Source organism: Brucella sp. 22210 (assembly GCF_052045675.1).
GTDB lineage: Bacteria > Pseudomonadota > Alphaproteobacteria > Rhizobiales > Rhizobiaceae > Brucella.
This window is the reverse complement of record NZ_JBQEPD010000024.1, coordinates 22,638-47,828: the sequence shown is the minus strand read 5'-3', so window position 1 is coordinate 47,828 and position 25,191 is coordinate 22,638. Positions and strand designations below refer to the sequence as shown.

The following is a 25,191-nucleotide window of genomic DNA, read 5'->3' as shown; positions in this document are numbered from 1 at the left end:
GTTCAAAAGCCCGTCTGTCTTGCAGGCGGGTTTTCACTTTTAAAGTGATTTATCACCCGTTTGTTGCTATTGAGCGCTCAATCCTTTCATTGCGCAAAAAGACCGGATAATTCCATGCTTGAGAAGACTTATGACGCCGCGGCCATAGAGCCGAAAATTGCCGAACGCTGGGAAGAAGCAGGGGCATTTAAAGCGGGAGCAGGAGCGAAGCCAGGAGCCGATCCTTTTGCCGTGGTCATTCCGCCGCCGAATGTTACCGGATCGCTGCATATGGGCCACGCGCTCAACAACACGATCCAGGACATCATGGTTCGTTTTGAACGCATGCGCGGCAAGAATGTGCTGTGGCAGCCGGGCATGGACCATGCCGGTATCGCAACCCAGATGGTCGTTGAGCGTCAGCTTGCCGAGCGGAAGGAGCCTAACCGTCATGCCATGGGCCGCGAGAAGTTCATCGAGCGCATCTGGCAGTGGAAATCTGAATCCGGCGGCATGATCTCCAATCAGCTGCGTCGCCTTGGCGCGTCGTGCGACTGGTCGCGCGAACGCTTCACCATGGACGAAGGCCTGTCGCGCGCTGTTCTGGAAGTTTTCGTCTCGCTCTATAAGCAGGGCTTGATCTATCGCGACAAGCGTCTGGTCAACTGGGACCCGAAGCTTCTGACAGCTATCTCCGACATTGAAGTCGAATCCCGCGAGACGAAAGGCCATCTCTGGCACTTCCGCTACCCGCTGGAAAACGTGCCCTTCGATTCAGAAGACCCGCACACTTATATCGTTGTTGCAACGACCCGCCCTGAAACCATGCTGGGCGACACTGGCGTCGCGGTCAATCCGAAGGATGAGCGCTATCACGCTCTCGTTGGTAACGATGTCGTTCTGCCACTGGTTGGCCGTCATATTCCGATTGTTGCCGATGATTACGCCGATCCGGAAGCCGGTTCTGGCGCGGTCAAGATCACGCCTGCTCACGACTTCAACGACTTTGAAGTCGGCAAGCGCAATGATCTGCGTGCAATCAATATTCTGACGCCGGCAGCGGCCGTCACGCTGAAAGACAATATCGACTTCCTTGAAGGCCTCCAGCTGACGCCGGAATTGAAGGCGCTGATTGCCGAGCTGGACGGGCAGGATCGCTTTGCGGTTCGCAAGCGCATTGTCGAGCTGATGGACGCGCGCGGCTATCTCGAAAAGATCGAGGATCACACCCACGCCGTTCCGCATGGTGATCGCGGTGGCGTGCCGATCGAGCCTTATCTGACTGACCAGTGGTATGTGAACGCAGCCGAAATGGCGAAGCCAGCCATGGCCGCTGTTCGCGACGGTCGCACGCAGATCGTGCCGAAGAACTGGGAAAAGACCTATTTCGACTGGATGGAAAACATCCAGCCTTGGTGCGTTTCGCGTCAGCTCTGGTGGGGACATCAGATTCCGGCTTGGTACGGCCCCGATGGCAAGTGCTTTGTCGAGAAGAGCGAAGCGGAAGCCAAGGCCGCAGCAAAGGCGCATTACGGCGAAGACGTTGCGCTCGAACGCGATACCGACGTTCTGGACACGTGGTTCTCGTCGGGCCTTTGGCCGTTCTCGACGCTCGGCTGGCCTGACAAGACCCCGGAACTCGCAACCTATTACCCGACCAGCGTTCTGGTGACTGGTTTCGACATTCTGTTCTTCTGGGTTGCCCGCATGATGATGATGGGCCTCCACTTCATGGAGGAAATCCCGTTCCATACGGTCTATCTGCATGCGCTTGTTCGTGACAAGCACGGCGCAAAGATGTCGAAGTCCAAGGGCAATGTTATCGACCCGCTGGAGCTGATGGACGAATATGGCGCCGATGCGCTGCGTTTCACGCTGGCCATCATGGCCGCGCAGGGCCGTGACGTTAAGCTCGACCCGGCACGTATTGCAGGCTATCGCAATTTCGGCACCAAGCTCTGGAATGCGACGCGTTTTGCGCAGATGAATGGCGTCAAGCTTGATGCAGATTTCCGTCCGGAGAACGCGAAGCTTGCGGTCAATCGCTGGATCCTGACCGAGCTGACCAAGGCGACGCGCGCCGTTACCGAGGGCATTGCCAATTACCGCTTCAATGAAGCGGCTGGTGCGGCCTATCGCTTTGTCTGGAACCAGTTCTGCGACTGGTATCTGGAATTGCTCAAGCCGATTTTCATGGGCGACGATGAAGCGGCAAAAGCCGAAGCACAGGCAACGGCTGCTTACTGTCTGGATCAGATCTACAAGATGCTGCATCCGTTCATGCCGTTCATGACGGAAGAACTCTGGACGCTGACGGCTGGCGAAGGCAAGACGCGCGATACGGTTCTGGCACTGGCTGATTGGCCGGAGCTTTCCTTCGCAGATGAAGATGCGGCTGCCGACATCAACTGGTTGGTTGATCTCGTCACTGGCATCCGTTCGGTGCGTGCCGAAATGAACGTACCGGCTGGTGCAGTAGCGCCGGTTGTCGTTCTTGAGGCCAATGCAACGACCACGGAACGCTTTGAACGTCACGACGCTGCGATCAAGCGTCTGGCTCGCGTCGAAAGCGTGGCCTTCGAAGCGCAGGCTCCGAAGGGCGCTGCCCAGATGCTGCTCGGCGAAGCGACGATCTGCATTCCGCTCGGCAAGCTGATCGATCTCAAGGCTGAATCGGCACGTCTCGCCAAGGAAGCTGGCAAGATTGCTGCTGATATCGACCGGATCGAGAAGAAGCTATCGAACGAGAAGTTCGTCGCCAACGCCAAGGAAGAGGTCGTTGAAGCCGAACGCGAGCGTCTGGCTGAACTCAAGGAAGCTGCCGAACGGGTTGCTACGGCGGAATCACGCATCCGTGACGCGGGTTGATTTGACCCGTTCCGTAACGTAAGAGAAGCGCGAATCACACACCCGGCAGTGCACGCTGCCGGGTGTTTTTGTGTTGCTTATCCCGGAAAAGTTGTGTTTCAAGGGGCTTGAACGCCAATCGAACCAGCGTTTCGATTGTTTTTTGATGTTGTTGCGCTTTCGCAACAAAGCTAAAATTTGGCCAAAAAAGGGCCAATTTGGGCGAATTTCTGGCCACTATTTGTCGGAATATTTCCAGCAGACATAAAAATCCAACACATTTTAGGCATTTTTGATGTGGCCGCTCTAAGCAAGCAACTGGCCCGCGAATGATTGGATATTGCAGGTCTATTTCATCCTGTTTTACGTTTGCGTCAACGTTAATGCCGTTGCTATCTGGGAGGACATTTATGAGCGGACGCGGCTTAAAAATAGGGGGAATTGCGGCGGTACTGCTTGGGAGCGCGGTTGTCGCTCATGCGGGTGGTTTTGAACGCAGCTCGCAGGATTTCGATATTCTGTTCGAACAGGGAAATGCTGTCGATGCGTCCGGCACCTTTGTCGCTCCGCAACGTAAGCTGAAAGATATCCGTGGCTCGGCCATCAGCGGTATGACTGGCGGCATCAATCCCGCGACGGGGCGTCCTTTTGAGACGAGCGTTGATGAGGCGAAGAGCTACTGGGTGCCGAAATTGTCGGCCAAGTTCGATCTGACCACTGATCTTGCCTGCGCTGCGCAATATCGCCAGCCATGGGGCATCAGCACGGATGTCGGCATCGATACGGTCCGTTCTTACACCGCTATCGAACAGAAAATCTCGTCGAACGACTACGGCCTGAACTGTTCTTATCGTTTCGCTGCAGGCGAAAAGGGCTATTTCCGTCTTCTCGGTGGCGTGAGCTATCAGGAATTGCACGGCGAACAGACCAAGATGATCCCGGGCTTGCCTCAGGGTAATCCTTACGGCATTCCGGCAGGTCCATTTCGCGTCGGCTCGCTGGACGTAGATGACCACGCCTTTGGCTGGCGTCTGGGTGCAGCCTACGAAATTCCTGAATATGCTGTTCGCGCCAGCGTCGTTTATCAGTCCAAGATCAACTATGAGCTGGAAGGCACCGTTGATAATCTGGTTCTGAATCCAATCACCGGCCAGAGCATTCCGATCAATGTGGGCAGCGACGTTTCGACCCCGCAGTCGGTTGAGTTCAAGTTTCAGACTGGTATTGCGCCAGACTGGCTTGCTTTTGGTTCGGTCAAGTGGACGGACTGGTCCAGCATCGAGGCTGTCAATTTTGTCGCATCCGATAGCAAGGTTCTTCCAACTGGTACCAGGGTCACCAGCTTGAACCTTTATTATCAGGATGGCTGGACTGTGAGCGGCGGCGTTGGCCACAAACTGAACGACCAGTGGTCTGTTGCAGGCACTGTGACCTGGGACCGCGGCACGAGCACTGGCCTGACCTCGCAGACCGACATCTGGCTGTTTGGCCTCGGTACCAACTATAAGCCGAACGATCAGTTTGAAGTTCGTCTGGCTGGTGCTGCTGGCTGGCTGACCTCGGGCGAGATTGACGACACGGTTGTCAATGGCGAGCCTAGCCTGCTTGGTTCGAAGGGTACCTTCGGTAACGATTTCGTCGGCGGTCTCTCGCTGACTGCAAAGGTCAAGTTCTGATCGAACTGATAAAAATTTAAGTTAAGGGCCGGAGCATCTTAACCAATGCTCCGGCCCTTAGTGTTTCAGCCCGGCAGTTTGCACTGCCGGGCTTTTTGCATAACAGGCTTCGGAAAACTCCAGTTCTAGAAGTTTCTAAAATGAACTGAAGCGATGTTTCGGCTTGTCACAGACGCTGTTGCTCTTTCGCGATCAGCGAAAGCATCACCCAAAAGGGCGGTTTGGGCGAAATTCCGACCTTGGTTTGTCTGGGTTCTGTCGGTGAACCAATTTGATTGTGGTGCTCTGATCGCACAATTAACCCGCAATTGGTTGGATATTGCGGGCCTGTTTCTTCCCGTTTTACGTTTGCGTCAACGTTAATGCCAAAGCTATCTTGGGGGGAGATTTATGGGCGGACGTGGCTTGAAAATTGGAGGGATTGCGGCGGTGCTGCTCGGGAGTGCAGTTGTCGCTCACGCCGGTGCTTTCGAGACCAGCTTGCAGGATTTTGATATTCTTTTCGATCAGGGGAATGCAGTCGATACATCGGCCATCTATGTGGTGCCACAGCGTCGATTGACGAGAATTGGCAGCCCGACCGCCAGTGACGCGAATGACGGTATCAACCCGGCGACAGGTCGCCCATTCGAAAAGGGTATCGAAGAGGCGAAGGGCTATTGGGTGCCGAAGATTTCGGCCAAGTTTGATCTGACCAACGATTTTGCCTGTGCTGCGCAATATCGTCAGCCTTGGGGTATCAGCACATCTGCGGGCATTGAAACAGTTCACTCTTACACGTCGATCGAACAGAAAATCACGTCGAATGATTATGGCGTGAACTGTTCCTATCGTTTTGATGGAGGCGAGAATGGCTATTTCCGTATTCTTGGGGGCGTAAGCTATCAGGAACTGCGTGGCAAGCAGATCAGGATGATCCCCCATTTTTCCCGGAATCCTGAGAGCATTCCGGGTGGTCCGTTTCGCGCTGCTTCTCTGGATGCAGAAGACCAGTCGTTCGGCTGGCGTATTGGCGCAGCCTACGAAATTCCCGAATATGCTCTCCGCGCAAGCATCGTTTATCAGTCCGAAGTCAAGTATGGCCTTGAGGGTACCGTTGATAACCTGATCTTGGATCCGATCACCGGACGCGGCGTACCGATCAATGTGGCCAGTGACGTTGCGACACCGCAATCCGTCGAATTCAACTTTCAGATGGGTATCGCACCCGGCTGGCTGGCTTTCGGCTCGGTAGAATGGATGGATTGGTCAAGCGTGACGTCGGTTGATTTTGTCGCTTCTGATAACAAGGTTCTTCCAACCGGCACCAGAGTCACAAGCCTCAACCTCTATTATCAAGACGGCTGGACTTTAAGGGGCGGTGTCGGTCACAAGTTCAATGACCAGTGGTCTCTCGACGGGTCTTTGAGCTGGGATCGTGGCACAAGCACGGGCCTCACCACACAGACAGATCTCCGGTTGTTCACTCTTGGCACAGATTATAAGCCGAGTGATAAGATGGACATTCGTCTGGCTGGAGCTGCGGGTTGGCTTGTCTCAGGAAAGGTTGACGGTATGCTTGCCGACGATAAGCGCAGTCTGTTGGGGTGTGAGGGCGTGCTCGACGATGATTTTGTCAGTGGCCTCTCGCTGATGGCAAAGGTCGAGTTCTGATAGAATTGATCTACTGCATCAAAAAGCCCGGCTGAAATGCCGGGCTTTTTTCTTTTGAATATGTCAGGTGGTGACTACTTCTGCTCCAGACGAGCCAGCAGCGAAGACGTATCCCAGCGATTGCCGCCAATCTTTTGCACTTCCTTGTAGAACTGGTCGACAAGCGCCGTGACAGGCAGAAGCGCACCATTGCGATCTGCTTCATCAAGGCAGATGCCTAAATCCTTGCGCATCCAGTCGACGGCAAAGCCGAAGTCATATTTGCCCTGGTTCATCGTGCCAGAACGGTTTTCCATCTGCCAAGAACCGGCAGCGCCCTTCGAAATGACTGCGATGAGCTTTTCAATGTCGAGTCCGGCCTTCTTGCCGAAATGAATGCCCTCGGCCAGCCCCTGAACGAGACCGGCGATGCAAATCTGGTTCACCATCTTGGCAAGCTGACCTGAACCGACCGGACCCATCAGGCCGACTGAACGGGCATAGGCATCGATAATCGGCTTGGCACGCTCGAAGACAGCTTCGCTGGCACCAACCATTACCGTCAGTACGCCGTTTTCTGCGCCAGCCTGACCGCCGGAAACCGGTGCATCAATGAAGTGAATTCCACGCTTCTGCGCTTCTTCTGAAAGCTCACGTGCAACTTCGGCTGAGGCCGTCGTATTGTCGATGAAGATCGCATCTTTTTTCATTGTAGAAAAAGCACCGTCCGCGCCGATGGTGACAGAACGCAGATCGTCGTCATTGCCGACGCAGGCGAATACATAATCGGCATCGCGCACTGCCTCTGCGGGCGTGGCCGCGAAGCTGCCACCAAATTCTTTCGCCCATTTTTCCGCCTTGGCTGTCGTGCGGTTAAAAACCGTAACGTCGTGGCCACCCTTGTTCTTCAGGTGCCCAGCCATCGGGTAGCCCATCACGCCCAGGCCAAGAAAGGCTACTTTTGCAGTGGTCGTCATTCGTTCATTCCTCTGGATAGATTATGGACCGTATGATCAGGTGAGGGGTGTCATCACAGCCGAACGGTAGGCAGGGCGCTCTTTCAGGCGCTCATACCAGTTTTCCAGCTGCGGAAGGGAAGGACGTTGGATGGGGAACTCGAACCAGGCATAGGCATAGCAGGCAACTGGAATGTCGCCGATGCCGAACTCTTCGCCTGAGAACCACGGCGAATGGTCCAGCCCACTATTGGCAATCGTCATGGAACGCGCAAGGCCCTCGAGACTACGTTGCAGGATCGCGGGGTCACGCTTGTCTACGGGCAGGCGGATCATATGCTTCATGACATTGCTGAAATCGGTGTAGAGCGTATTTGAGGCCCAATCCATCCACTTTTCCGCCTGCGCCCGCTTGGCCGGATTTTCGATCCACAGCCTGTCCTTGCCATAGGTCGCCGCCAGATAGCGCGTGATGACATTCGATTCCCACAGCACGGTTTCGCCGTCTTCGACAAGCGGAATAAGGCCATTGGGATTGCGTGCGAGGAAGGTCGGGTCATCCAACCCGCCAAACTGACCGCCAACGTCGAATTGTTCATAATCAAGGCCAAGTTCCTGCGCTATCCAGAGCGCTTTCTTGACGTTGGTGGAATTGGTGCGACCCCAGATTTTCAGCATGATATTGCCCATTGCTATGGTTCGGGAATTGGATGCATCCAGCCGAGCGGCGAATGCACCTGTTGATTAAACAGATAGCCCCCGGAAGCTGCAAGGCTGCCGGGGGCTAATTCAGAACGTTCTCATTAAATCAGCGAACAAGATGTCGTGTCAGCCGTCGTTCGAGATAATCCCAGATGTGTCGTAGCACTTCCACCATCAGCAGGTAGATCACTGCCGCCCAGAGATAGGTCTGGAAATCGAAGGTGCGGGAATAGGCGCGGCGCGTTTCACCCATCAGGTCGAGAACCGTGATGATGGCGACAATGGCCGAGCCCTTGATCATCAAGATGATTTCATTGCCGTATGGACGCAGGGCAACGATCAGCGCCTGGGGAAGAATGACTTTCCAGAAGGTCACACGTTTGGAAATGCCCAGCGCCGCAGCACCTTCCCACTGGCCCATGGCAACACTCTGGATCGCGCCACGCAGGATTTCGGCCTGATAGGCAGCAGTATTGAGCGAGAAAGCGAGAATCGCACAGTTCCATGCATCACGGAAAAACACCCACAGGCCGATGCTTTCGAGGAAAGGCCGGAAAGTGCCGAAACCGTAATAAATCAGGAAGGTTTGCGCCAGAAGCGGGGTGCCGCGGAAGAAATAGACATAGCCAAACGCAATGGCTTTCAGCCAGCGATTGTTCGACATGCGTGCGGCTGCAATTGGGACCGAAAGCACTGCGCCGACAAGGATCGACACGACGACGAGCTTCAGCGTGATCAGAAGGCCGGACCAGTAGCGCGGACCATAGGTCTCGAAGAGATCGATACGCCAGACATTGTAGAGATAGATGGCCAGACCAGCGAAGAGCAAAGCCCAGATGCCGACGAAGATATGACCTGCAATGCGGGCGCGGGTCCATTGGCGGGCGACCGGCGGTGGCGCTATGACAGCAGCACTGTTTTGTGTGACAGCTTCGCTCATGATCATGCGCCTCGCGACCGGTTGCTGCCCGCATCAGCCCATTGGGCGATACGGTTGATGAAATAGGACGAGATGATCGCAAGAGCGAGATAGAGCAGGCAGGCAACGCCGAAGAACAGGAATGGTTCTTTGGTCACGCGGGCTGCGATGGATGTCTGCCGCATAATGTCGGACAGGGTGATCACCGATACCAGCGAGGTGTCTTTCAGCAGCACCAGCCACAGATTGGCAAGACCGGGCAGGGCAATGCGGATCAACTGCGGCAGGATGACCTTGCGCATGGTCTGCCAGTGCGACAGCCCGACCGCATAACCGCCTTCATACTGCCCGCGCGGAATGGCGCGGAAAGCGGACAGGAAGACTTCACTCGAATAGGATGAGAAAACGAAACCGAGCGCCACCATACCGGCGGCGAAGGCATTGATCTCGACATTCGCGTTGACGCCGAAAAGTGCCAGGAGTTTCTGCAAGCCGAGAGAGGCGCCGAAATAAACCAGGAACAGGGTCAGAAGTTCTGGAAGACCACGGAAGATGGTCGTGTAGATATTCGAAGCCAGTCGGATTGACGGTTCGGTCGATTGCTTCCCCAAAGCAACCAGAAATCCGAGAACGAGGCCAACGGGCAGGGTGGCTATTGCGAGAGTAACCGTTACCAGAAGCCCCCAGGCGATACTTCTCGACCAACCTTCAGGGCCGAAACTCAATAATGTGGCGTAATGTTCCATCGCCTTTTTTCTTTTTTCTGGGCGCTTATTCGTCCGGTGGTCTCTGTTTCGAGCGCTTCTACCGAACTGTCCGCCATAAATGATGTGCGCCGGTTTGTTTGATACAAACCGGCGCATACGTCTTCAAAGAAACTTAGTTCTCGGCGCCGTAAGCGTCGAACTCAAAGTACTTATCGTTGATTTCCTTGTACTTTCCGTTGGCACGGATCGCCTTGATAGCTGCGTTGAACTTTTCAACCAGTTCCGGGCGGCCCTTCTTGAAGGCAACGCCTGCGCCGGGACCGTGAATTTCAACAACTGGCGGGAAGGTGCCGACCATCTTGCAGCATGCGCCATCCGGGGTCTTCAGCCATTCACCCAGCGTGACGCTATCGTCATTGGCGGCATCGAGACGGCCATTGGCCAGATCGAGACGATATTCCTCAGCGGTTGGGTAGGCCTTGATCGTGCTGTCGGTAAAGGTCTTTTCCGAGTAATTGGCATGGGTGGTGGAAACCTGAACGCCGATCGTCTTGCCGGCGAGATCTTCCTTGGTCACACCCTTGATATCGCTATCCTTGGGAGCGACGATGCCCGGAGGCGTATTGTAGTATTTGCCCGAGAAATCGACCTGCTTCTTGCGTTCATCGGTGATGGACATGGAAGCGATAAAGGCGTCGAACTTGCCAGCCTGAAGTGCTGGAATTGCGCCATCCCATTCCTGGGTGATGAAGGTACATTGCGCCTTCATTTCATCGCAAAGCGCTTTCGCGATATCCACGTCAAATCCCGACAGGGTGCCGTCCGGCTTGATGAAATTGAAGGGGGGATAGGCGCCTTCCGTGGCGATGGTGAGCTTCAAAGGCTCCTGGGCATTTGCGGCGCCGATGGCCAATCCGCCAGCCATGGTTGCAATGGTCGCAACCGAAGCTGCTACTACGATACGCTTCAATACGCGCATATTTAGTCCTCTCGTTTACTCTGGCTGGTTCCCTGATTATTGTTCTGGTCAGCCATTTGTCGTGCAATTGCAATTTATAATTGAGGATTATCGATCGATAGACATTCCTCCCGCCGCTACCAATAGATGGTTCAGCAGAGGCTGCGCAATAATTTTTCGCATCTTCGCCGCCGCCCTCCAACATGATCGCAATATTCCCACCACTTTTCACCGGAAGGCAAGATGGCTTGCGTAATAATTTTGCGTATAATTATTGCTGAATTCACAGCGTATTCCGCCGAAAGTGGCAGCAAAATAGTGAAAGCTGACGTTTTGGCGGAAAGTGGTAGGGAATTGCTCAAAGCGCCATTTCATTTTGGATGAAATCGGTAATTTCATCGACCATATTGATATCGAAGACCGGCAGGCTCAAGCCCGGTTGTGGATAATTGGTTGCAATCGCGACGATGCTTGGGTCGTTTTCGGCGAGCGGTGGGCCGTCGTGACTGCCAGTTCGGCGTAGCTCGATTTTCTTGTGCGGCTCACGTTTATAGCCTTCGACGAGAATCAGATCGCAGGGCGCAAGCTTGTCCGCGATGTCTTGCAGCGAGATTTCCGGCCCGTCGAGATTTTCATGCATGATGGCGAAGCGGCGGTCTGAAACGATGGCGACTTCTGCTGCGCCCGCTTTGCGATGCCGCCATGAATCGGTGCCTTCGTGATCGATGTCGAAATTGTGGTGCGCATGTTTGATTGTCGCGATGCGGTAGCCGCGTTTGGTCAGGCAGCGCACAAGCTTTTCGGTCAGGGTGGTCTTGCCGGAATTCTTCCAGCCCGTAATGCCGAAAAGCTTTTGCGTCATGGCATATCTCCGTTCAGTCGATTCAATCGCCGGGCTTCGACAAGGTCATCGGGCCGGTTGATATTGAAGAATGGATCATAGGTTTCCGAACGATCCTTGGTCGTTACAAGCGGAAAGTCTACCATCTCGAAATCAACATCGCGTGCGAATGCCAGAACACTGGCTTTCTCCGCTGTCGAAAGCCAGTCTTTCAGTCGGTCCGCCAATTGCGTGCGCCACAGGCCAAAAATGGGATGAACATGCCCGGAAGAACTGGCAAGGATGATGTCCTTGCCAGTCTGTCTTTGGCATTCAAGGAGCCTCTTTCCAAGATCAGCAGGCAGAAACGGCGTGTCAGCCGCTGCGGTCAGCAGCCATAGCGAATCTTTTGCATGGATGAGCGCGGTGAGAATGCCCGGCAGAGGGCCACCATGCTCTGCCGGGATATCAGCAACAATGGCCGAGCCGAGGCTGGCCAGCCGCGACGGGTCGCCATTGGCATTGATGAAGAGCGGCCCCACCTGCGGTTTCAGCCGCGAGGCAACTTCGGCGATGATGGTGTCCGAACCCAGAACCTGCAGGAACTTGTCTCCCGCAATTCCGCCTTCGCGCATCCGGCTCGACAATCCACCGGCAATGATCGCACCGGCGATATCTGACTGATCGACCATTATTTCGGTCCGAGACCAGTTGGAATGGAAGCCAGTGTGCTCTTGTTCTTCTCACGCTTCTTCAGCGCGTTTTCGCGATAGACCATGTAGATACCGCTTCCGACGACCATGACAGAGCCAATGATTGTATAGCTATCCGGCGCTTCGCCAAAGACCGCTATGCTCAAGCCTATCGCCCAAAGCAGGCTGGAATAGCGAAACGGAGAGACGAAGGACACTTCACCTTCACGCATGGCCAGAATGATGAAGTGATATCCGATTAGCAACAGCACGGCCGCGCAGAGCATGGCGGCAACAGGAATAAGGCCGATAGGCTGCCATCCGCCCATGGGGACAGTCAGCACGCTTCCGGTTATGGCAATCGCGCCGGCGGTCAGCGTGGAAAGATAAAGCGTTGGCACATGGGCCGGTACGCGGCGTGTGGCAATGTCACGTAGTGCCGCAAAGCCGACGCTCGCCAGCAAGACGGCCACAGCGGCGAAACTTGCCGCACCGGCTGAACCGGGGCGGATGATGATGAGGACGCCGACAAAGCCCATCAGAATACAGGCCCAGCGCCGCCAGCCGACTTTCTCCTTGAGAAAGATCGCGGCTCCAAGCGTCACCACCAAGGGTGTTGCCTGAAACACAGCAGAGCAGAAGGCCTGCGAAAGATGGCCGAGCGAGACGATGTAAGTGACTGTCGCAACCACTTCGCCCAGCACGCGCAGGACCGTCATCCGTTCGAGAGAAAGTTTGCGCAAGGCGCCGTGTCGCCAGGCCAGAAAGCCGATCATCAACGTCGCGAAGACGCCGCGGATCAGCATATACTGACCGCTGTTCATTTCCGTGAGAAGGAATTTGGTGATGCTGTCCCCGATGGTGAAAACACCCATGGCGAGAAGCATATATATACTTGCGCGGAAATTCTCTGACTGCAGCACGGTATAGAATCCAGTTTAGAATCCAATACCGTGTTAAAGTTTATTTCGCGACAATTATTTGCGAGTATTTTCACTCAAAAGTATAAATGCGCTTTATCCGCCGGTCAGGCTCATATGGCGCGCCACAGCTGGCCGGTTATGATCGCGGTCGATGATGAAATCATGGCCCTTAGGCTTGCGCGAAATAGCCTCGTCGATAGCCTGGCTCAGGAATGCATCGCTGTCGCTCTCACGTAGCGCCTTGCGAAGATCGGCATCATCATTCTGGCCGAGGCACATATAGAGCATGCCGGTACAGGTGAGGCGAACACGGTTGCAACTTTCGCAAAAATTATGGGTCAACGGCGTGATGAAGCCAAGACGTCCGCCGGTTTCTTCAATCGTGACATAGCGGGCAGGGCCGCCGGTGCGATAGGGGATATCGTTCATCGTGAACTGACCAGACAAGTCGCTGCGCACCCGCGACAACGGCAGATACTGGTCAGTGCGGTCGAATTCGATTTCACCCATCGGCATGGTTTCGATCAGTGTCATATCCATATCGCGGCCATGGGCCCAGCGGATAAGGTCCGGAATTTCGAATTCGTTGAAATCTTTCAGGGCAACAGCATTGATCTTCACGCGGATGCCTGCCTTCTGCGCGGCATCGATACCCTCAAGTACACGGGCAAGATCGCCCCAGCGAGTAATCTCGTGAAACTTTTCGGGGTTGAGCGTATCGAGGGAGACATTAATGCGCTTGATGCCGCAGTCAGCCAGTTCTCCGGCAAAACGCGAAAGCTGCGAGCCATTGGTGGTCAGCGTTAGTTCTTCCAGCGCTCCGGATGCCAGATGGCGAGAGAGCCCACGGATCAGATGCATGATGTTCTTGCGCACCAATGGTTCACCGCCAGTCAGGCGCAGCTTGCGCACGCCCTTGTCGATGAACACAGTGCAGAGCCGTTCCAGCTCTTCCAGCGTCAGCAGATCCTTCTTGGGAAGGAAGGTCATATGCTCCGCCATGCAATAGGTGCAGCGGAAATCACAACGATCCGTCACCGAAACGCGCAAATAACTGACCGTCCGCCCGAAAGGATCGATCATCGGTCCGGTCGGGGAAACAAAGGGCTGTGCCTGCAAGGTTCTCATCTGTGAAGCCATTGTTTCCATAAGGTACGACGCAGTATCCTCCTGCTCTTATGAAATAGGACTTCCGCTTCGCCTTGTCCAGTTTTGCGGGGCTGAAGCAGTTTCAACGCACTTGCGGTATTTTGACATGCGGCCTATCACATGCAAGCTCCGACGATTGCGGAGCGCGCTTTGATATGGAGAACAGCAATGAGCGACGTCTGGCCGACCGAACTGCGCGTTTCCAGCGACCACAAATTGCTGACGGTGGCTTTTGACAGCGGCGAGCGATTTGAACTGACCGCAGAGCTGCTGCGCGTGCTTTCTCCATCGGCAGAAGTGCAGGGCCATTCGCCCGAACAGCGCATTACGGTTGGCGGCAAGCGCAATGTCGAGATCATCAAGGTCGAGCCGGTGGGCAATTACGCGGTGCGTATCACCTTTGACGACATGCACGATACCGGCCTGTTTTCCTGGACCTATCTGCATAAGCTCGGCACCGAAAAAGAGACGCTTTGGCAGACTTATCTCGACGAACTGGCCGAAAAAGGGCTCAAGCGCGACCGCTAGAGCGGTTCCCGTTTTTACGGAATCGTCGAAACCGCTCTATCCATTTGTTTTCACGCATTATCCTACGCAAAACCGCTTCGCACTTTTGCTGGAAATGCTTTAATCACGCCTCATTCTTTCTCCAGCATTTCCGCGATGCGTCGCATCATGTCGCCCATAGCGTTGCATTGCGATGCGGTGGAATGTGCCATGACGCGGTCGATCAACTCGCTATAGACCGCCAGCGCTTCACTGAGCAGCTTTTCGCCATCCTGTGTGAGGGTTAAGCGGATGATACGTTTGTCGGTCGCATCGCCGGTGCGCATCAGCAGCCCGCGATTCTCCAGCTTGGGCAGCAACATCGTGATGTTGGACCGCCCAACCAGAATTCTACGGGCGAGATCGTGCTGCGATTCGCCCGGATGGCGATAAATATTCATCAACACATCAAGGTCGGCGATCTTCAGATCGAATGGCGCAAGCCCCTGTGCCAGCGCACGTTCAACCGCCTTGCCAGCTCTCGCAACAGCAATCCAGTTTTTGAAGCGCGGATTATCCCACGGCAGCTTTTGCATCTTGTCTTGCATTTTGTTCATTCTTGTACAATTATTTGTTCAGGATTGAACATGATTGAGGCCCCGCTATGGCAACGTTATCTCTTCAGGTTACGCGATTCGGTCTGGGCGTGCTTGGACACATCGCGCCGGAACGTGCCGGTCGCGCGGCGTTCAAGATTTTCTGCCGCACACCCAGCCGCAAGCCGAAGACGAAAGCCTATGCGGAAAAGTTGCAACAGACGAGCGAAGAGTTGCTCAAGGCCAAAAGGCTCGATCTGATTATCGATCGGGGCGTTGTGGCAACCTATTTGTTCGAACCCGCAGGCGTGGACCGACACAATGCCCGCACATCGCTCGTCGTGCATGGCTGGGGTTCGCGCAGTGCGGATATGATGGCCATCGTCAGCGCGCTGGTCGCGCGCGGTGAGCGGGTGGTCGCCCTCGATCTGCCAGGACACGGCGCTTCGGCGGGACGCGAATTGCATTTCGTTCAGGCTATCGCGGCTGTGGATGCCGCATGGCGTCAATATGGGCCGTTCTACGCCATGGTGGGGCATTCCTTCGGTGGCGCGGTCGTGGTCAATGCGGCGGCGGGGCCGCTTGGCTGCTATCGCGAGCGGCGTCCCGCCAAGCTGGTCACGATTGCGTCACCGCATTCCATGAATGGCGTTTTCGAAGGGTTCGGAAAGGTACTTCGCCTGAACGCTGATGTGCGTCAGGCGATGAAGGACACAGTTCAGCAAATTGCCGCGCGACCGATCCATGATTTCGATACCGATGTGCATCTGCGCCGATTGTCGATCCCGACGCTGGTTATTCATGCGCGCGACGACAAGGAAGTTCCAGCGCGCTGTGCGGAAATGGTTGCCAAAGCGGGGTCTCATGTCCGGCTGCACTGGGCTGATGGTCTTGGGCACCGACGGATCATAGCCAGCCCCGATGTGGCCGGAAAAATTGCAGATTATGTGAGTGGCCCCGTGCCTTTGCGGGCTGTGGCATAGGGGCAGAAACCGGTCACGCGGCGGTAAGCCTGTCCCATGCCGCCATGGCACCATGCGCCGCGGCGACCAGACTTTCAGCGCTACCACCGTCGCGGGCGAGGATGGACATGCCGTTCTGCACCGTCGCGTAAAAGGTGGCGATAGCGCTTGTGTCGATAGTCGCGGGCAGGGTACCTTCATCGATACTGCGCTGAAGGCGGATGCGCAGCACCTCAATATTGTTGTTGCGGCGTTCCTTCAGGACATTGCAGACATTCTGGCTGGATTGGGTACGGTTAAGCGCATCCAGCGCGATCAGGCATCCACGTGGCTTGTCGGTGACCGAGAAAGTCTCGGCGCTCACAATCAAAAACCGTTCAAATGCCTGCTTCACGTCAGGCGTTTCTTCCAGTTGCGTCCAGATATCGGTGCCGACCTCGTTCGAATAGAGCGACAGGGCATCCATATAGAGCCCCTCCTTGCTGCCAAAGGCGGCATAAAGGCTGGGCGCATTGATGCCCATCGCGGCTGTCAGGTCCGACAGCGATGCACCGTCAAAGCCTTTTTCCCAAAAAACATACATCGCAGCGCGCAATGCCTGTTCCCGGTCAAAATTGCGAGGTCTTCCGCGTTCCGACACGCCAATCTCCTTTTTGTATTGATCGTTAAATAAACCTCTTGACGATATTCGGCAAGCCTGACACCTATTATGTATCAATCGATACAGAAAAGGATGCCTTCATGTCTGGAAAGCCTTTGGATGGAAAAGTGGCCTTCGTAACCGGCGGTAGTCGCGGTATCGGCGCCGCGATTGCGCGACGACTGGCGAAAGACGGTGCAAGCGTTGCAATCACCTATGTAAGCTCGAAGGACAAAGCCGACGCAGTCGTATCGGCGATCACTGCCGAAGGTGGTCGAGCAGTCGCATTCAAGGCGGATAACTGTGACGCCGATGAAATTGCTGCCACGATTGAAGCGACGGTCAAAGAGCTGGGTCGTCTGGATATTCTGGTCAATAGCGCTGGCATCTGGAAAGCCGCGCCGCTGGATCAGGTGACGCTTGCGGATTTCGATGAGGTTATGGCGGTTAATTTCCGTGCGGTGTTCGCGGCTATATCCGCAGCTTCGCGGCATCTGGGCGAGGGTGGACGCATCGTCACCATAGGCTCTAATCTGGCTGATCTTGTCGCTTGGCCGGGCATTAGCCTCTATGCCGCCAGCAAATCGGCATTGATTGGTCTGACGAAGGGGCTTGCCCGCGATCTTGGCCCCAAGGGCGTTACGGTCAATGTCGTGCAGCCGGGATCTACCAATACGGATATGAACCCTGCTGGCGGCGATCACTCTGGCCCGCAGCTGGAGCGTATCGCGACGGGCAGCTATGGCTCGCCGGATGATATCGCAAATCTGGTGGCATGGCTTGCCGGTCCCGAGTCGCGTTTCGTGACGGGTGCCACGCTGACCGCCGATGGCGGAGCGAATGCCTGATACAAAAAGGGCGGCTCTAACAGCCGCCCTTATTCGTTTCGGAGATCAATCGGGCCAGATCAGCCCAGATTGAGTTCCTTGAAGAAATCATTGCCCTTGTCGTCGATGACGATGAAAGCAGGGAAATCTTCCACTTCGATCCGCCAGATGGCTTCCATGCCCAGTTCCGGATATTCGACCACTTCAACTTTCTTGATGCAGTCCTGCGCCAGACGGGCAGCCGGGCCACCGATGGAGCCGAGATAGAAACCGCCATGGCTTCCACAGGCTTCGCGAACCTGACGCGAACGGTTACCCTTGGCGAGCATCACCATAGAGCCGCCGAACGACTGGAACTGGTCGACATAGGAATCCATACGGCCTGCCGTGGTTGGGCCGAACGAACCGGATGCATAACCGGCAGGCGTCTTGGCTGGACCAGCGTAATAGATCGGGTGGTTCTTGAAATAATCCGGCATTGTTTCGCCGTTTTCCAGCCGCTCGCGAATTTTCGCATGCGCCAGATCGCGAGCGACAATGATCGGGCCGGTCAGCGAAAGCTGTGTTTTGACGGGGTGCTTGGACAGTTCTTTCAGGATCTCGGCCATTGGCTGGTTGAGATCGATCTTCACCACATGCGACGACAGCTTTTCTTCGTCGATATCCGGCATATATTGCGCCGGATTGGTCTCCAGCTGCTCCAGGAAGATGCCTTCCTTGGTGATCTTGCCCTTGGCCTGACGATCTGCCGAGCAGGAAACGCCGATGCCGATTGGCAACGATGCGCCATGGCGCGGCAGGCGGATAACGCGCACGTCATGGCAGAAATACTTGCCGCCGAACTGTGCGCCGACGCCCAGCGACTGGGTCAGCTTGTGGATTTCAGCTTCCATTTCCAGATCGCGGAAAGCATGGCCGGTTTCAGAACCTTCCGTCGGCAGGCTATCGAGATAGCGCGTGGAGGCAAGCTTGACGGTCTTGAGGTTCATCTCGGCTGATGTGCCGCCGATGACAATTGCCAGATGGTAAGGCGGGCAGGCCGCAGTGCCAAGGCTCAGGATCTTGTCCTTGAGGAAGTCGATCATCCGGTCATGGGTCAAGAGCGAAGGCGTACCCTGATATAGGAACGTCTTGTTGGCCGAACCGCCGCCTTTTGCCACGAACAGGAATTTGTAGGCGTCTTCGCCTTCTTCATAGATGTCGATCTGCGCAGGCAGGTTGTTCTTGGTATTTTTTTCCTCGAACATCGACAGCGGTGCGAGCTGCGAATAACGCAGGTTCTTCTTGTTATAGGCGTCGAGCACGCCGCTGCCGAGCGCATCAGCATCGCCGCCTTCGGTCCAGACGCGACGGCCCTTCTTGCCCATGATGATCGCGGTGCCGGTATCCTGACACATCGGCAGGACGCCACCGGCGGCGATATTGGCGTTTTTCAGAAGGTCATAGGCCACAAAGCGGTCGTTGTCGGTCGCTTCCGGGTCTTCCATGATCTTGGCAAGCTGCTGGAGGTGTCCCGGGCGCAGCAGATGGTTGATGTCGGCAAATGCCGCTTCAGAAAGAAGACGCAGACCTTCCGGGTCGACGGTCAGGATTTCCTGGCCTTTGAACGTATCGACCGAAACAAAGTCGGAGGTCAGTTTGCGATAAGGGGTGGTGTCTTCGCCAAGAGGAAAAAGATCGGCGGCGCTTGCTTCTGCCATCGTGGTACCTCGCTTGCTTGCCTGCCGCGCTGGCCGGAAATCGCGAGATCGCCGCCTGCACGTTATGTTGCTCAACCCGGATTGCTGGGTAGCGTTCGGGATAAATTCTGAGGGGCTTTTAGCGCGATGAGAAGCGGAAGCCACTGCGGCACATTGCGCAATGGGATAAACACGGGCCGACCGTTGCAGGCCACATGTTGCTTTAATACGTCTCCCTCAAAGTTTTGTGATTAATTTAGAGCAAGAAATTGAAAGAAGTGGCGTTAGCGTTAAAACTTTCTATACGAGATTCATAAAATCTACGCGAAATGATTGAGACGGATTCGCCTTTTGGCGGACATGCTAACTTTGGCGGTTGAAATGCAGTTTTCTCGGCGCGCGCAGATGGATGCAAAGGAAATTCGCACGAGCGGGTCTTATATCCGCAAAGCGATGGTACTGGCTCTGGCTGCATCAGCCTTGTTCCCTGTTACGCAGGCGCAGGCAGCGAATTCACTTTTCGAGCTGTTCCAGCAGCGCCGTCAGCAGGCCGAGCAGCCTGTTGCTCCGCTTCCGCCCGCCGCCGTCGCTCCCCGCGCTGCAGCCGCGGCTGCGCCAAAGGCACCAACGCGCATCGCGCCTCCAGCACAGCGTGTGACGGTCAAGGGACCGGAAATCTATGATTACAAGCCGGAAACGCTGATCAAGATCGATTTCACGGCGCTCGACATGCAGGTTACGGCTGCAACGGCTCCAACAACGGCTGTTGATCCGCTGACATCCGGCATGTCACCGATCCGCGTGGAAAAGGCGCCAGAGGCGAGCGAAACGGCTGGCAATCGCGCTTTCGATGCCGCGATGGATTATTTGAAGTCAGTCGATGTGAAGGCGGAAAAACCAATCGCGGAAGCGATCGTTTCCTATTATTCGACCAACCGCTCTTTCATGTGGTCGGCAGACGGCAAGGTGCTTGATCGTGCCAAGGCCGTTGCAGCCTTTTTCGCACGTGCAGGCGAAGACGGTCTCAACGCCGATGAATATGCGGTAACGATCCCGTCTGACAATTTCGATCCGGCGCAGAACGAAGATCGTCAGCAGAAGCTGGCCGAGTTTGAAGTTCGCATGTCGGCCCGTGCGCTGCGCTATGCGATGGATGCGGGCGAGGGACGTGTAATCGCCGACCGCCTGAGCGGTTTCCATGATCTGCCGCGTGATCGCGTCGATCCGAAAGCTGTGCTGGCCAAACTGGCGGATGAAGCTGATCCGTCCGCTTATCTGCACGGGTTCCAGCCCGACAATGCGCAATATGCGGCTTTGAAGCAGGCTTTGTCCGAGACGGACGCGCCAACGGGTGAACCCGTTCGTGTGTCTCTCGATGGCGCTATTCGTCCGGGTGACAGCAGTGATCAGTTGGCCAAGATCGTCGCGCTCATTACCAAACATGCACCTGCCGTCTATCTGGAAAAGCACCGCGATGTCTTGCAGGCTCATGCCGATACGAGCCTTTACGATCCGGAACTGGTTTCTGCGATCAAGGACTATCAGAAGCTTTCCGGCAGCGCGCCCGATGGCGTTATTGGACGCAACACGATTTCCGCGTTGCAGGGGGAGCAATCATCGGTCAAGCGTGACCGCATTCTCTATTCCATGGAACGCCTGCGCTGGCTGCCGCATGATTTTGGCACACGCTATGTGATGGTCAACCAGCCTGCCTACCGTGCCGAATATTTCGAAGGCGGTCAGGAAAAGCTCGGCATGAATGTGGTGATCGGCTCGCCGACCCACCAGACCTACTTCTTCTACAACAAGGTTCAGACGGTTGTGTTCAACCCGTCCTGGGGTGTGCCGCGTTCGATTATTCTGAACGAAATGCTGCCCAAGGTGATGCGCGACACCAGCTATCTCGACCGGAATGGCTATGAAGTTTATGTCGGCGGCAAGAAGGTTTCGGCAAGCGCCGTCAACTGGAGCGCTGTGGCATCGGGCAAGGCACATGTCGGCATCCGTCAGAAGCCGAGCCTGGACAACGCATTGGGCGAGCTGAAGATTCTGTTCCCGAACGAACATGATATCTACATGCATGACACACCGGCAAAGTCCTATTTCAGCCGCGATATGCGTGCGCTGAGCCATGGCTGCATTCGTCTGGAACGTCCGCGCGACATGGCTGCCGCCGTGCTTGGCAAGCCCGTTGGCGATCTGGAGAAATATTTCGGCAAGAACGAGCGTGGCATTAAGGTGCCGGAGCCCGTGCCGGTCTATATTTCCTATTTCACGGCATGGCCGGATGCGAATGGCCAGATTCGGTATTACGGCGACGTTTATGACCGCGACTCTGGTATGCAGAAGGCTTCCGACAAGACGGCGGCTTCGCGACTGGCGGCGCTTTAGTCGACGCTCTGCCGCTGGCGTTCAGTGGCAGCACGGATTTACAGGTCTTGGATATGGCGGTTATCGTTCGATAGCCGCCATTTTCGTTGAAGCGTACCGAACTGATTTCAGTGCTGAAAATCATTTTGGGAAATGAGATTGTGGGTGCTTGACTTTGCCCCGAGCGGGACCGTATATCCGCGTCACCTTGATTGAGCGCATCTGCTGCTCTAAGGGCGCGTAGCTCAGCGGGAGAGCATTCGCTTCACACGCGAAGGGTCACAGGTTCAATCCCTGTCGCGCCCACCATTTTCAAATCTCTTTTGAATTCATCTCGTTGGCACGCCTAATGGCTCGTCAATGCGCTTGCACGAGCCTTCAGTTGCCGGTCGGTGCGGTGGCTCCTGGCACGCCGGTATTCGTCACGATATTTCTATCGCCATCATATTTGGTAATGAGCAGAAGGGCGGTGAGGGCGACTAAAATTGGCACAACAAGACAGAGCACCCTGACCGCGATCAGAGCAGTATGCCATGTCCTTGTCAGCGCTCTAGCTCTCATAGCTAATATTATCTCACGGATGTGCTTGATCCGCCAGAATGCGCAATATTAACAATAAGCAATCTTGTGTAGAAACTACTCGCCCTTATCGCGTGCACCGCTGCCGGTTAAGACGGACTTTGATCTTGTCAGGCTTGCCGGTTTTGGTCGCTTTGGAAGAGACGATATGTGCCCGCACCGTGCAGGTTCCGGCGAGAACCTCAAAATTGTTGGCGCGGATGTACATGACTGTGTTGATCGGGTTCTTCGGGAGTTCGCGAGAAACCGCGTCTACGACCGCTTTCACTTCGGCGGCGCGCTGCTTGGGAGAGGTTGCAGCCATAACTGTGTTGGTGGCCGCGAAGCCGCCTACCGACAATGCCGCGATGCAGATGAGAATAGCTTTCTTCATTGGCGAAGCCTCCGATTGAGCTGAGTGGATGAAAGCGCGGCTCTGGCCTGAAGAAAAATATCGTCGCTTTCGCTTGTCAGGAGACAGGTAATGCATTTGTCGTCTGGTGCAAGCCTAATAGGCCGCCTGGAGCAAGAAATGCGGAAATTTAAGGCTATTGAAAGTGCATTGCCGGCTAACTGTCGGAACGTTTCGCCAACATAAATTCATCACGCACTACCGGAATCACCGCTTACTGCACGGGTGGAAGAGGCGGAGCAGGCTCGGATTGCACTGGAGCGACAACCGGCGCCGAGGGCGAAGGTCCGCAGCGGTTTACGCGGGTATGGCGAACACCTTTCGACAGGAACACGATTTCAAGAGCGTCGCCTATCGGCGTGATCGTCACATTCTCGCTGACCTGTTGAGCGTCGCTGCCACAAACCAGGTTGAGCGTGAACGTTCCCTTGTAGTTATCGAGCTTCATGACGGTGCATTGCATGCCACGGCTATCGAACCGCTCCTGCGAAATCGTGAAGCGCCTGTCGTCATTGCTGCACCACGTGCCGATGATCGGGGTGGGGTCGACTGGCGGCTTGGGCGGATTGACGTTGGCTGAAGGCGACGCCGTGCAGGAGGCCAGCGCGGGAAGCGCCAATGCACAAGCAACAACATTCAGTTTACGTGACATTTCATACCCCTGCGATGCAGATCAGACCGGAACGGTCAGGACTATTGGATATCGGGAAAGCTGGACAGGCTCAAGCGTCTAACGCGAGCAGGCTTTCGGTTGGCCATATAAAAAGGGAGGCGCGGCAAGGGCATGCCACGTCTCCCTATAGCTGCATACCAGTTCAACGAAATACGCAGCAGGCCGCAATATGACCCGCTGAGAACGATATTCCGCCGGTTGAAGAGCGCAATTGCATATTTGTAACGAATTGTTGCTGGTCCGATCCGGAGCGGCAATGCCCCTAAAGGTCAGTCGCCTTTGACCGACACAACAACGCTGTCGTCGTAAATCTCGACATAAATCAACGGCGTGCCGTTCAGAATGTCGTGCTCTGCGCGTCCGTAGAAGCTGCCATTGGCAACCATGCGCTCAAGACGCGCCCGGTTGGCCTTGTTGTTGAAATAATCATCCAGATCGTCTTCGGAATCGCGCTTGCCATAGACATAAACATTCGCCCGATCCTGACGAATAATGGCCGCCGCCGTGGTCAGTCGCTCGCCGGACGAGTTGAAATGATCGGCAGCGCTGAGGCGCGCATAATATGAATCGATTGGTTTCTCAGCCGCACTGGCCGCAGAAGCCGAAGCAAGCAAAAGCGCCGCGACTATAAATCCCCGCATGGTTTCCCTCATATCTATTCCAAAGCTAAAGCAATTGGAGCGGGATAAAAACTGAGTCGCAAGTATAAGTCGAGTGGCTGAAAGGATGAACTTTTAAAGGTGGCGGAGGGTCACGAAAAACCCCGCTAATGCGGGGTTTCGTTCAGGACAACCATCTCTGGCGGTCATACCAGTCGTCAATTTCGGATTTGGCGCGGTCTTTGGCTATGCCGTACCGTTCCTGAATCTTGCCTTCAAGCTGTTCGCGACGACCGCTGATCTGGTCCAGATCGTCGTCGGTGAGCTTGCCCCATTGTTCCTGGATCTTGCCTTTAACCTGCTTCCAGTTGCCTTCAACACGGTTCCAGTCCATCGGGATTTCCTCCGTTTTGCGTTTTGGGGACAGAGGAGTAACGCACGAATAGCCGGATGGTTCACCGTTCGTTGCCAAACGCGATCAGATTGACTGAAACTGTAGGGAAGCGGAAAGGAAAAGGAGAAACCCCGACGTTTGTGTTTGGTGCATAATGACGCCGGGGTGCGCTTCACCGCTGATGCAACGAAGCGCGTGTGGAGATGATTGCATAAAGGCGGCAGAAAAATGAACCCGTTCAGGTTGCATCGAGAAGATGGAGTGGGAGACGCTCAACAAGGGCAGCGTGGCGTCTCCCATGTCAATTGCGTGTCATTGGGGCAACACGCAATTTAACGGACTGGTGTGTCTTCCAGTCGGGGCGGTTGCTTGGGCCGCCGAAGATGAATTTACAGCGGACCGCATTTATCTCAATCGAAGATTTGTAACGAATATTTGCTGCGTATTTCCTGGCTTTTCCGTCTCGGTAACTAATTGTTATAGCGCTAAAAATATTTTGAAGAATATTGATGCTTTTATTAAGATGATCACAGATGGTTGAAAAGTCAAAGCTGTTCATTTTGAGTTCATGCGCTAAGTTTCATGATGCTTCCATCAAGAGGAGTACAGGAAATGAAGCTCTTTAGTGGACTTATCGCAGGAATTGTTGGCGTAGGCTTGTTAGTGGGTGCCGGAGCGGCTTCCGCTGCGCCAGTGGCCAATCTGGCAAAGCCCGGCGTAACCTCCAATGTCGAACAGGTTCGCGACCATCGCGGTTACCATTCGCATAAGCATTGGAAGAAGCGGAATTACCACAGACGGGATCATTGGCGTTCCGATCGTCGCCACTACAGAGATCACCGCTGGCAATCGCACCGTCATTACAAGCGCGATTACTATCGTGGACATCACCGGCATCACGGTGGCCGGTGGAATGGCCCAGGCAGTTCCAATCGATAAAATAATGAGGGGCGCGCGAGCGCCCTTTTCATATGGTGAGCCGTGCACATCGTTTCTGTAAAACGTCAGTAATTGACTGTATCTCCGTTTCGCTGA

Annotated in this window: 24 protein-coding genes and 1 tRNA gene; 9 read left to right on the top strand and 16 right to left on the bottom strand. The window is 55.2% G+C overall.

Annotated elements, in window-relative coordinates:
• Window positions 1–114 precede the first annotated feature (114 nt).
• The 3 genes from ACTJKP_RS21155 to ACTJKP_RS21145 all read left to right on the top strand — a co-directional run bounded on the left by ACTJKP_RS21155 (window position 115) and on the right by ACTJKP_RS21145 (window position 6,155).
• On the top strand, window positions 115–2,847 hold the full coding sequence (locus tag ACTJKP_RS21155) for a valine--tRNA ligase (protein ID WP_440632045.1): 2,733 nt from the start codon (window positions 115–117) through the stop codon (window positions 2,845–2,847).
• Between the two features lie 308 nt (window positions 2,848–3,155).
• Window positions 3,156–4,502: an OmpP1/FadL family transporter gene (locus tag ACTJKP_RS21150; protein ID WP_440632044.1), complete on the top strand. Its 1,347-nt coding sequence runs from the start codon at window positions 3,156–3,158 to the stop codon at window positions 4,500–4,502.
• 390 nt (window positions 4,503–4,892) lie between these two features.
• Complete coding sequence (locus ACTJKP_RS21145) at window positions 4,893–6,155, top strand: OmpP1/FadL family transporter (protein ID WP_440632043.1); 1,263 nt, start codon at window positions 4,893–4,895, stop codon at window positions 6,153–6,155.
• 74 nt (window positions 6,156–6,229) lie between these two features.
• Here ACTJKP_RS21145 and ACTJKP_RS21140 read toward each other — a convergent pair whose 3' ends face one another.
• The 9 genes from ACTJKP_RS21140 to moaA all read right to left on the bottom strand — a co-directional run bounded on the left by ACTJKP_RS21140 (window position 6,230) and on the right by moaA (window position 13,939).
• Window positions 6,230–7,111, bottom strand: coding sequence for an NAD(P)-dependent oxidoreductase (locus tag ACTJKP_RS21140; protein ID WP_078340427.1), 882 nt, complete (start codon window positions 7,109–7,111; stop codon window positions 6,230–6,232).
• 36 nt (window positions 7,112–7,147) lie between these two features.
• Entirely contained in the window at window positions 7,148–7,768 is a 621-nt protein-coding gene (locus ACTJKP_RS21135; protein ID WP_440632042.1) for a glutathione S-transferase family protein, read from the bottom strand.
• Window positions 7,769–7,898: 130 nt separating this feature from the next.
• The gene (locus ACTJKP_RS21130) at window positions 7,899–8,732 is read right to left on the bottom strand and encodes an ABC transporter permease (protein ID WP_078340428.1); all 834 of its coding nucleotides are present in this window, start codon (window positions 8,730–8,732) and stop codon (window positions 7,899–7,901) included.
• 2 nt (window positions 8,733–8,734) lie between these two features.
• On the bottom strand, window positions 8,735–9,457 hold the full coding sequence (locus ACTJKP_RS21125; RefSeq protein WP_199054075.1) for an ABC transporter permease: 723 nt from the start codon (window positions 9,455–9,457) through the stop codon (window positions 8,735–8,737).
• A 133-nt stretch (window positions 9,458–9,590) separates the two neighbouring features.
• Window positions 9,591–10,397, bottom strand: coding sequence for an ABC transporter substrate-binding protein (locus tag ACTJKP_RS21120; RefSeq protein ID WP_440632041.1), 807 nt, complete (start codon window positions 10,395–10,397; stop codon window positions 9,591–9,593).
• 337 nt (window positions 10,398–10,734) lie between these two features.
• Complete coding sequence (gene mobB / locus ACTJKP_RS21115; protein WP_440632040.1) at window positions 10,735–11,238, bottom strand: molybdopterin-guanine dinucleotide biosynthesis protein B; 504 nt, start codon at window positions 11,236–11,238, stop codon at window positions 10,735–10,737.
• Window positions 11,235–11,888, bottom strand: a complete 654-nt coding sequence (mobA, locus tag ACTJKP_RS21110; RefSeq protein ID WP_440632039.1) for a molybdenum cofactor guanylyltransferase MobA — start codon at window positions 11,886–11,888, stop codon at window positions 11,235–11,237. The genes mobB and mobA overlap by 4 nt, the downstream gene beginning before the upstream one ends.
• The gene (locus tag ACTJKP_RS21105; protein ID WP_440632054.1) at window positions 11,888–12,775 is read right to left on the bottom strand and encodes a DMT family transporter; all 888 of its coding nucleotides are present in this window, start codon (window positions 12,773–12,775) and stop codon (window positions 11,888–11,890) included. The genes mobA and ACTJKP_RS21105 overlap by 1 nt, the downstream gene beginning before the upstream one ends.
• Before the next feature lie 129 nt (window positions 12,776–12,904).
• On the bottom strand, window positions 12,905–13,939 hold the full coding sequence (moaA, locus tag ACTJKP_RS21100; RefSeq protein ID WP_440632053.1) for a GTP 3',8-cyclase MoaA: 1,035 nt from the start codon (window positions 13,937–13,939) through the stop codon (window positions 12,905–12,907).
• A 189-nt stretch (window positions 13,940–14,128) separates the two neighbouring features.
• Here moaA and ACTJKP_RS21095 point away from each other — a divergent pair, with 189 nt between their 5' ends.
• A complete protein-coding gene (locus ACTJKP_RS21095) occupies window positions 14,129–14,488 on the top strand; it encodes a gamma-butyrobetaine hydroxylase-like domain-containing protein (RefSeq protein WP_440632038.1) in 360 nt (119 codons plus the stop codon).
• 110 nt (window positions 14,489–14,598) lie between these two features.
• On the opposite strand, the gene ACTJKP_RS21090 is transcribed toward ACTJKP_RS21095, so the two are convergent.
• Window positions 14,599–15,063 carry a MarR family winged helix-turn-helix transcriptional regulator gene (locus ACTJKP_RS21090; protein WP_440632037.1) on the bottom strand — a complete coding sequence of 155 codons (465 nt, stop codon included), beginning with the start codon at window positions 15,061–15,063 and terminating at the stop codon, window positions 14,599–14,601.
• A gap of 47 nt (window positions 15,064–15,110) precedes the next feature.
• Here ACTJKP_RS21090 and ACTJKP_RS21085 point away from each other — a divergent pair, with 47 nt between their 5' ends.
• Window positions 15,111–16,025, top strand: coding sequence for an alpha/beta fold hydrolase (locus ACTJKP_RS21085; RefSeq protein ID WP_440632036.1), 915 nt, complete (start codon window positions 15,111–15,113; stop codon window positions 16,023–16,025).
• A 13-nt stretch (window positions 16,026–16,038) separates the two neighbouring features.
• Here ACTJKP_RS21085 and ACTJKP_RS21080 read toward each other — a convergent pair whose 3' ends face one another.
• Window positions 16,039–16,644 (bottom strand): TetR/AcrR family transcriptional regulator, encoded by a 606-nt coding sequence (locus ACTJKP_RS21080; RefSeq protein ID WP_440632035.1) that lies wholly within the window; start codon window positions 16,642–16,644, stop codon window positions 16,039–16,041.
• A 101-nt stretch (window positions 16,645–16,745) separates the two neighbouring features.
• Between ACTJKP_RS21080 and ACTJKP_RS21075 the strand changes: the two genes are divergently transcribed.
• Complete coding sequence (locus tag ACTJKP_RS21075; RefSeq protein WP_440632034.1) at window positions 16,746–17,492, top strand: 3-oxoacyl-ACP reductase family protein; 747 nt, start codon at window positions 16,746–16,748, stop codon at window positions 17,490–17,492.
• A 59-nt stretch (window positions 17,493–17,551) separates the two neighbouring features.
• Here ACTJKP_RS21075 and ACTJKP_RS21070 read toward each other — a convergent pair whose 3' ends face one another.
• Window positions 17,552–19,171: a fumarate hydratase gene (locus ACTJKP_RS21070; protein ID WP_440632033.1), complete on the bottom strand. Its 1,620-nt coding sequence runs from the start codon at window positions 19,169–19,171 to the stop codon at window positions 17,552–17,554.
• Window positions 19,172–19,555: 384 nt separating this feature from the next.
• Here ACTJKP_RS21070 and ACTJKP_RS21065 point away from each other — a divergent pair, with 384 nt between their 5' ends.
• On the top strand, window positions 19,556–21,541 hold the full coding sequence (locus ACTJKP_RS21065; RefSeq protein ID WP_440632052.1) for a L,D-transpeptidase family protein: 1,986 nt from the start codon (window positions 19,556–19,558) through the stop codon (window positions 21,539–21,541).
• Window positions 21,542–21,754: 213 nt separating this feature from the next.
• Window positions 21,755–21,829, top strand: a tRNA-Val gene (locus ACTJKP_RS21060).
• 337 nt (window positions 21,830–22,166) lie between these two features.
• Here the strand turns inward: ACTJKP_RS21060 and ACTJKP_RS21055 are convergent.
• From ACTJKP_RS21055 to ACTJKP_RS21040, 4 genes are all read right to left on the bottom strand, one after another.
• Complete coding sequence (locus ACTJKP_RS21055) at window positions 22,167–22,472, bottom strand: hypothetical protein (RefSeq protein ID WP_440632032.1); 306 nt, start codon at window positions 22,470–22,472, stop codon at window positions 22,167–22,169.
• A gap of 232 nt (window positions 22,473–22,704) precedes the next feature.
• On the bottom strand, window positions 22,705–23,142 hold the full coding sequence (locus tag ACTJKP_RS21050) for a hypothetical protein (RefSeq protein WP_440632031.1): 438 nt from the start codon (window positions 23,140–23,142) through the stop codon (window positions 22,705–22,707).
• A 290-nt stretch (window positions 23,143–23,432) separates the two neighbouring features.
• Window positions 23,433–23,804, bottom strand: coding sequence for a hypothetical protein (locus ACTJKP_RS21045; RefSeq protein ID WP_078340440.1), 372 nt, complete (start codon window positions 23,802–23,804; stop codon window positions 23,433–23,435).
• A gap of 142 nt (window positions 23,805–23,946) precedes the next feature.
• Window positions 23,947–24,156 carry a CsbD family protein gene (locus tag ACTJKP_RS21040; RefSeq protein WP_078340441.1) on the bottom strand — a complete coding sequence of 70 codons (210 nt, stop codon included), beginning with the start codon at window positions 24,154–24,156 and terminating at the stop codon, window positions 23,947–23,949.
• 256 nt (window positions 24,157–24,412) lie between these two features.
• Between ACTJKP_RS21040 and ACTJKP_RS21035 the strand changes: the two genes are divergently transcribed.
• On the top strand, window positions 24,413–24,697 hold the full coding sequence (locus ACTJKP_RS21035) for a hypothetical protein (protein ID WP_440632030.1): 285 nt from the start codon (window positions 24,413–24,415) through the stop codon (window positions 24,695–24,697).
• The last annotated feature ends 494 nt before the right edge of the window (window positions 24,698–25,191 follow it).

Excerpts from the sequence above, each read along its gene's own strand:
- ACTJKP_RS21155 (WP_440632045.1), top strand. The coding sequence starts at position 115 with ATGCTTGAGAAGACTTATGACGCCGCGGCCATAGAGCCGAAAATTGCC.
- ACTJKP_RS21150 (WP_440632044.1), top strand. The coding sequence starts at position 3,156 with ATGATTGGATATTGCAGGTCTATTTCATCCTGTTTTACGTTTGCGTCA.
- ACTJKP_RS21145 (WP_440632043.1), top strand. The coding sequence starts at position 4,893 with ATGGGCGGACGTGGCTTGAAAATTGGAGGGATTGCGGCGGTGCTGCTC.
- ACTJKP_RS21140 (WP_078340427.1), bottom strand. The coding sequence starts at position 7,111 with ATGACGACCACTGCAAAAGTAGCCTTTCTTGGCCTGGGCGTGATGGGC.
- ACTJKP_RS21135 (WP_440632042.1), bottom strand. The coding sequence starts at position 7,768 with ATGCTGAAAATCTGGGGTCGCACCAATTCCACCAACGTCAAGAAAGCG.
- ACTJKP_RS21130 (WP_078340428.1), bottom strand. The coding sequence starts at position 8,732 with ATGAGCGAAGCTGTCACACAAAACAGTGCTGCTGTCATAGCGCCACCG.
- ACTJKP_RS21125 (WP_199054075.1), bottom strand. The coding sequence starts at position 9,457 with ATGGAACATTACGCCACATTATTGAGTTTCGGCCCTGAAGGTTGGTCG.
- ACTJKP_RS21120 (WP_440632041.1), bottom strand. The coding sequence starts at position 10,397 with ATGCGCGTATTGAAGCGTATCGTAGTAGCAGCTTCGGTTGCGACCATT.
- mobB (WP_440632040.1), bottom strand. The coding sequence starts at position 11,238 with ATGACGCAAAAGCTTTTCGGCATTACGGGCTGGAAGAATTCCGGCAAG.
- mobA (WP_440632039.1), bottom strand. The coding sequence starts at position 11,888 with ATGGTCGATCAGTCAGATATCGCCGGTGCGATCATTGCCGGTGGATTG.
- ACTJKP_RS21105 (WP_440632054.1), bottom strand. The coding sequence starts at position 12,775 with ATGCTTCTCGCCATGGGTGTTTTCACCATCGGGGACAGCATCACCAAA.
- moaA (WP_440632053.1), bottom strand. The coding sequence starts at position 13,939 with ATGAGAACCTTGCAGGCACAGCCCTTTGTTTCCCCGACCGGACCGATG.
- ACTJKP_RS21095 (WP_440632038.1), top strand. The coding sequence starts at position 14,129 with ATGAGCGACGTCTGGCCGACCGAACTGCGCGTTTCCAGCGACCACAAA.
- ACTJKP_RS21090 (WP_440632037.1), bottom strand. The coding sequence starts at position 15,063 with ATGAACAAAATGCAAGACAAGATGCAAAAGCTGCCGTGGGATAATCCG.
- ACTJKP_RS21085 (WP_440632036.1), top strand. The coding sequence starts at position 15,111 with ATGGCAACGTTATCTCTTCAGGTTACGCGATTCGGTCTGGGCGTGCTT.
- ACTJKP_RS21075 (WP_440632034.1), top strand. The coding sequence starts at position 16,746 with ATGTCTGGAAAGCCTTTGGATGGAAAAGTGGCCTTCGTAACCGGCGGT.
- ACTJKP_RS21070 (WP_440632033.1), bottom strand. The coding sequence starts at position 19,171 with ATGGCAGAAGCAAGCGCCGCCGATCTTTTTCCTCTTGGCGAAGACACC.
- ACTJKP_RS21065 (WP_440632052.1), top strand. The coding sequence starts at position 19,556 with ATGGATGCAAAGGAAATTCGCACGAGCGGGTCTTATATCCGCAAAGCG.
- ACTJKP_RS21055 (WP_440632032.1), bottom strand. The coding sequence starts at position 22,472 with ATGAAGAAAGCTATTCTCATCTGCATCGCGGCATTGTCGGTAGGCGGC.
- ACTJKP_RS21050 (WP_440632031.1), bottom strand. The coding sequence starts at position 23,142 with ATGTCACGTAAACTGAATGTTGTTGCTTGTGCATTGGCGCTTCCCGCG.
- ACTJKP_RS21045 (WP_078340440.1), bottom strand. The coding sequence starts at position 23,804 with ATGCGGGGATTTATAGTCGCGGCGCTTTTGCTTGCTTCGGCTTCTGCG.
- ACTJKP_RS21040 (WP_078340441.1), bottom strand. The coding sequence starts at position 24,156 with ATGGACTGGAACCGTGTTGAAGGCAACTGGAAGCAGGTTAAAGGCAAG.
- ACTJKP_RS21035 (WP_440632030.1), top strand. The coding sequence starts at position 24,413 with ATGGAGTGGGAGACGCTCAACAAGGGCAGCGTGGCGTCTCCCATGTCA.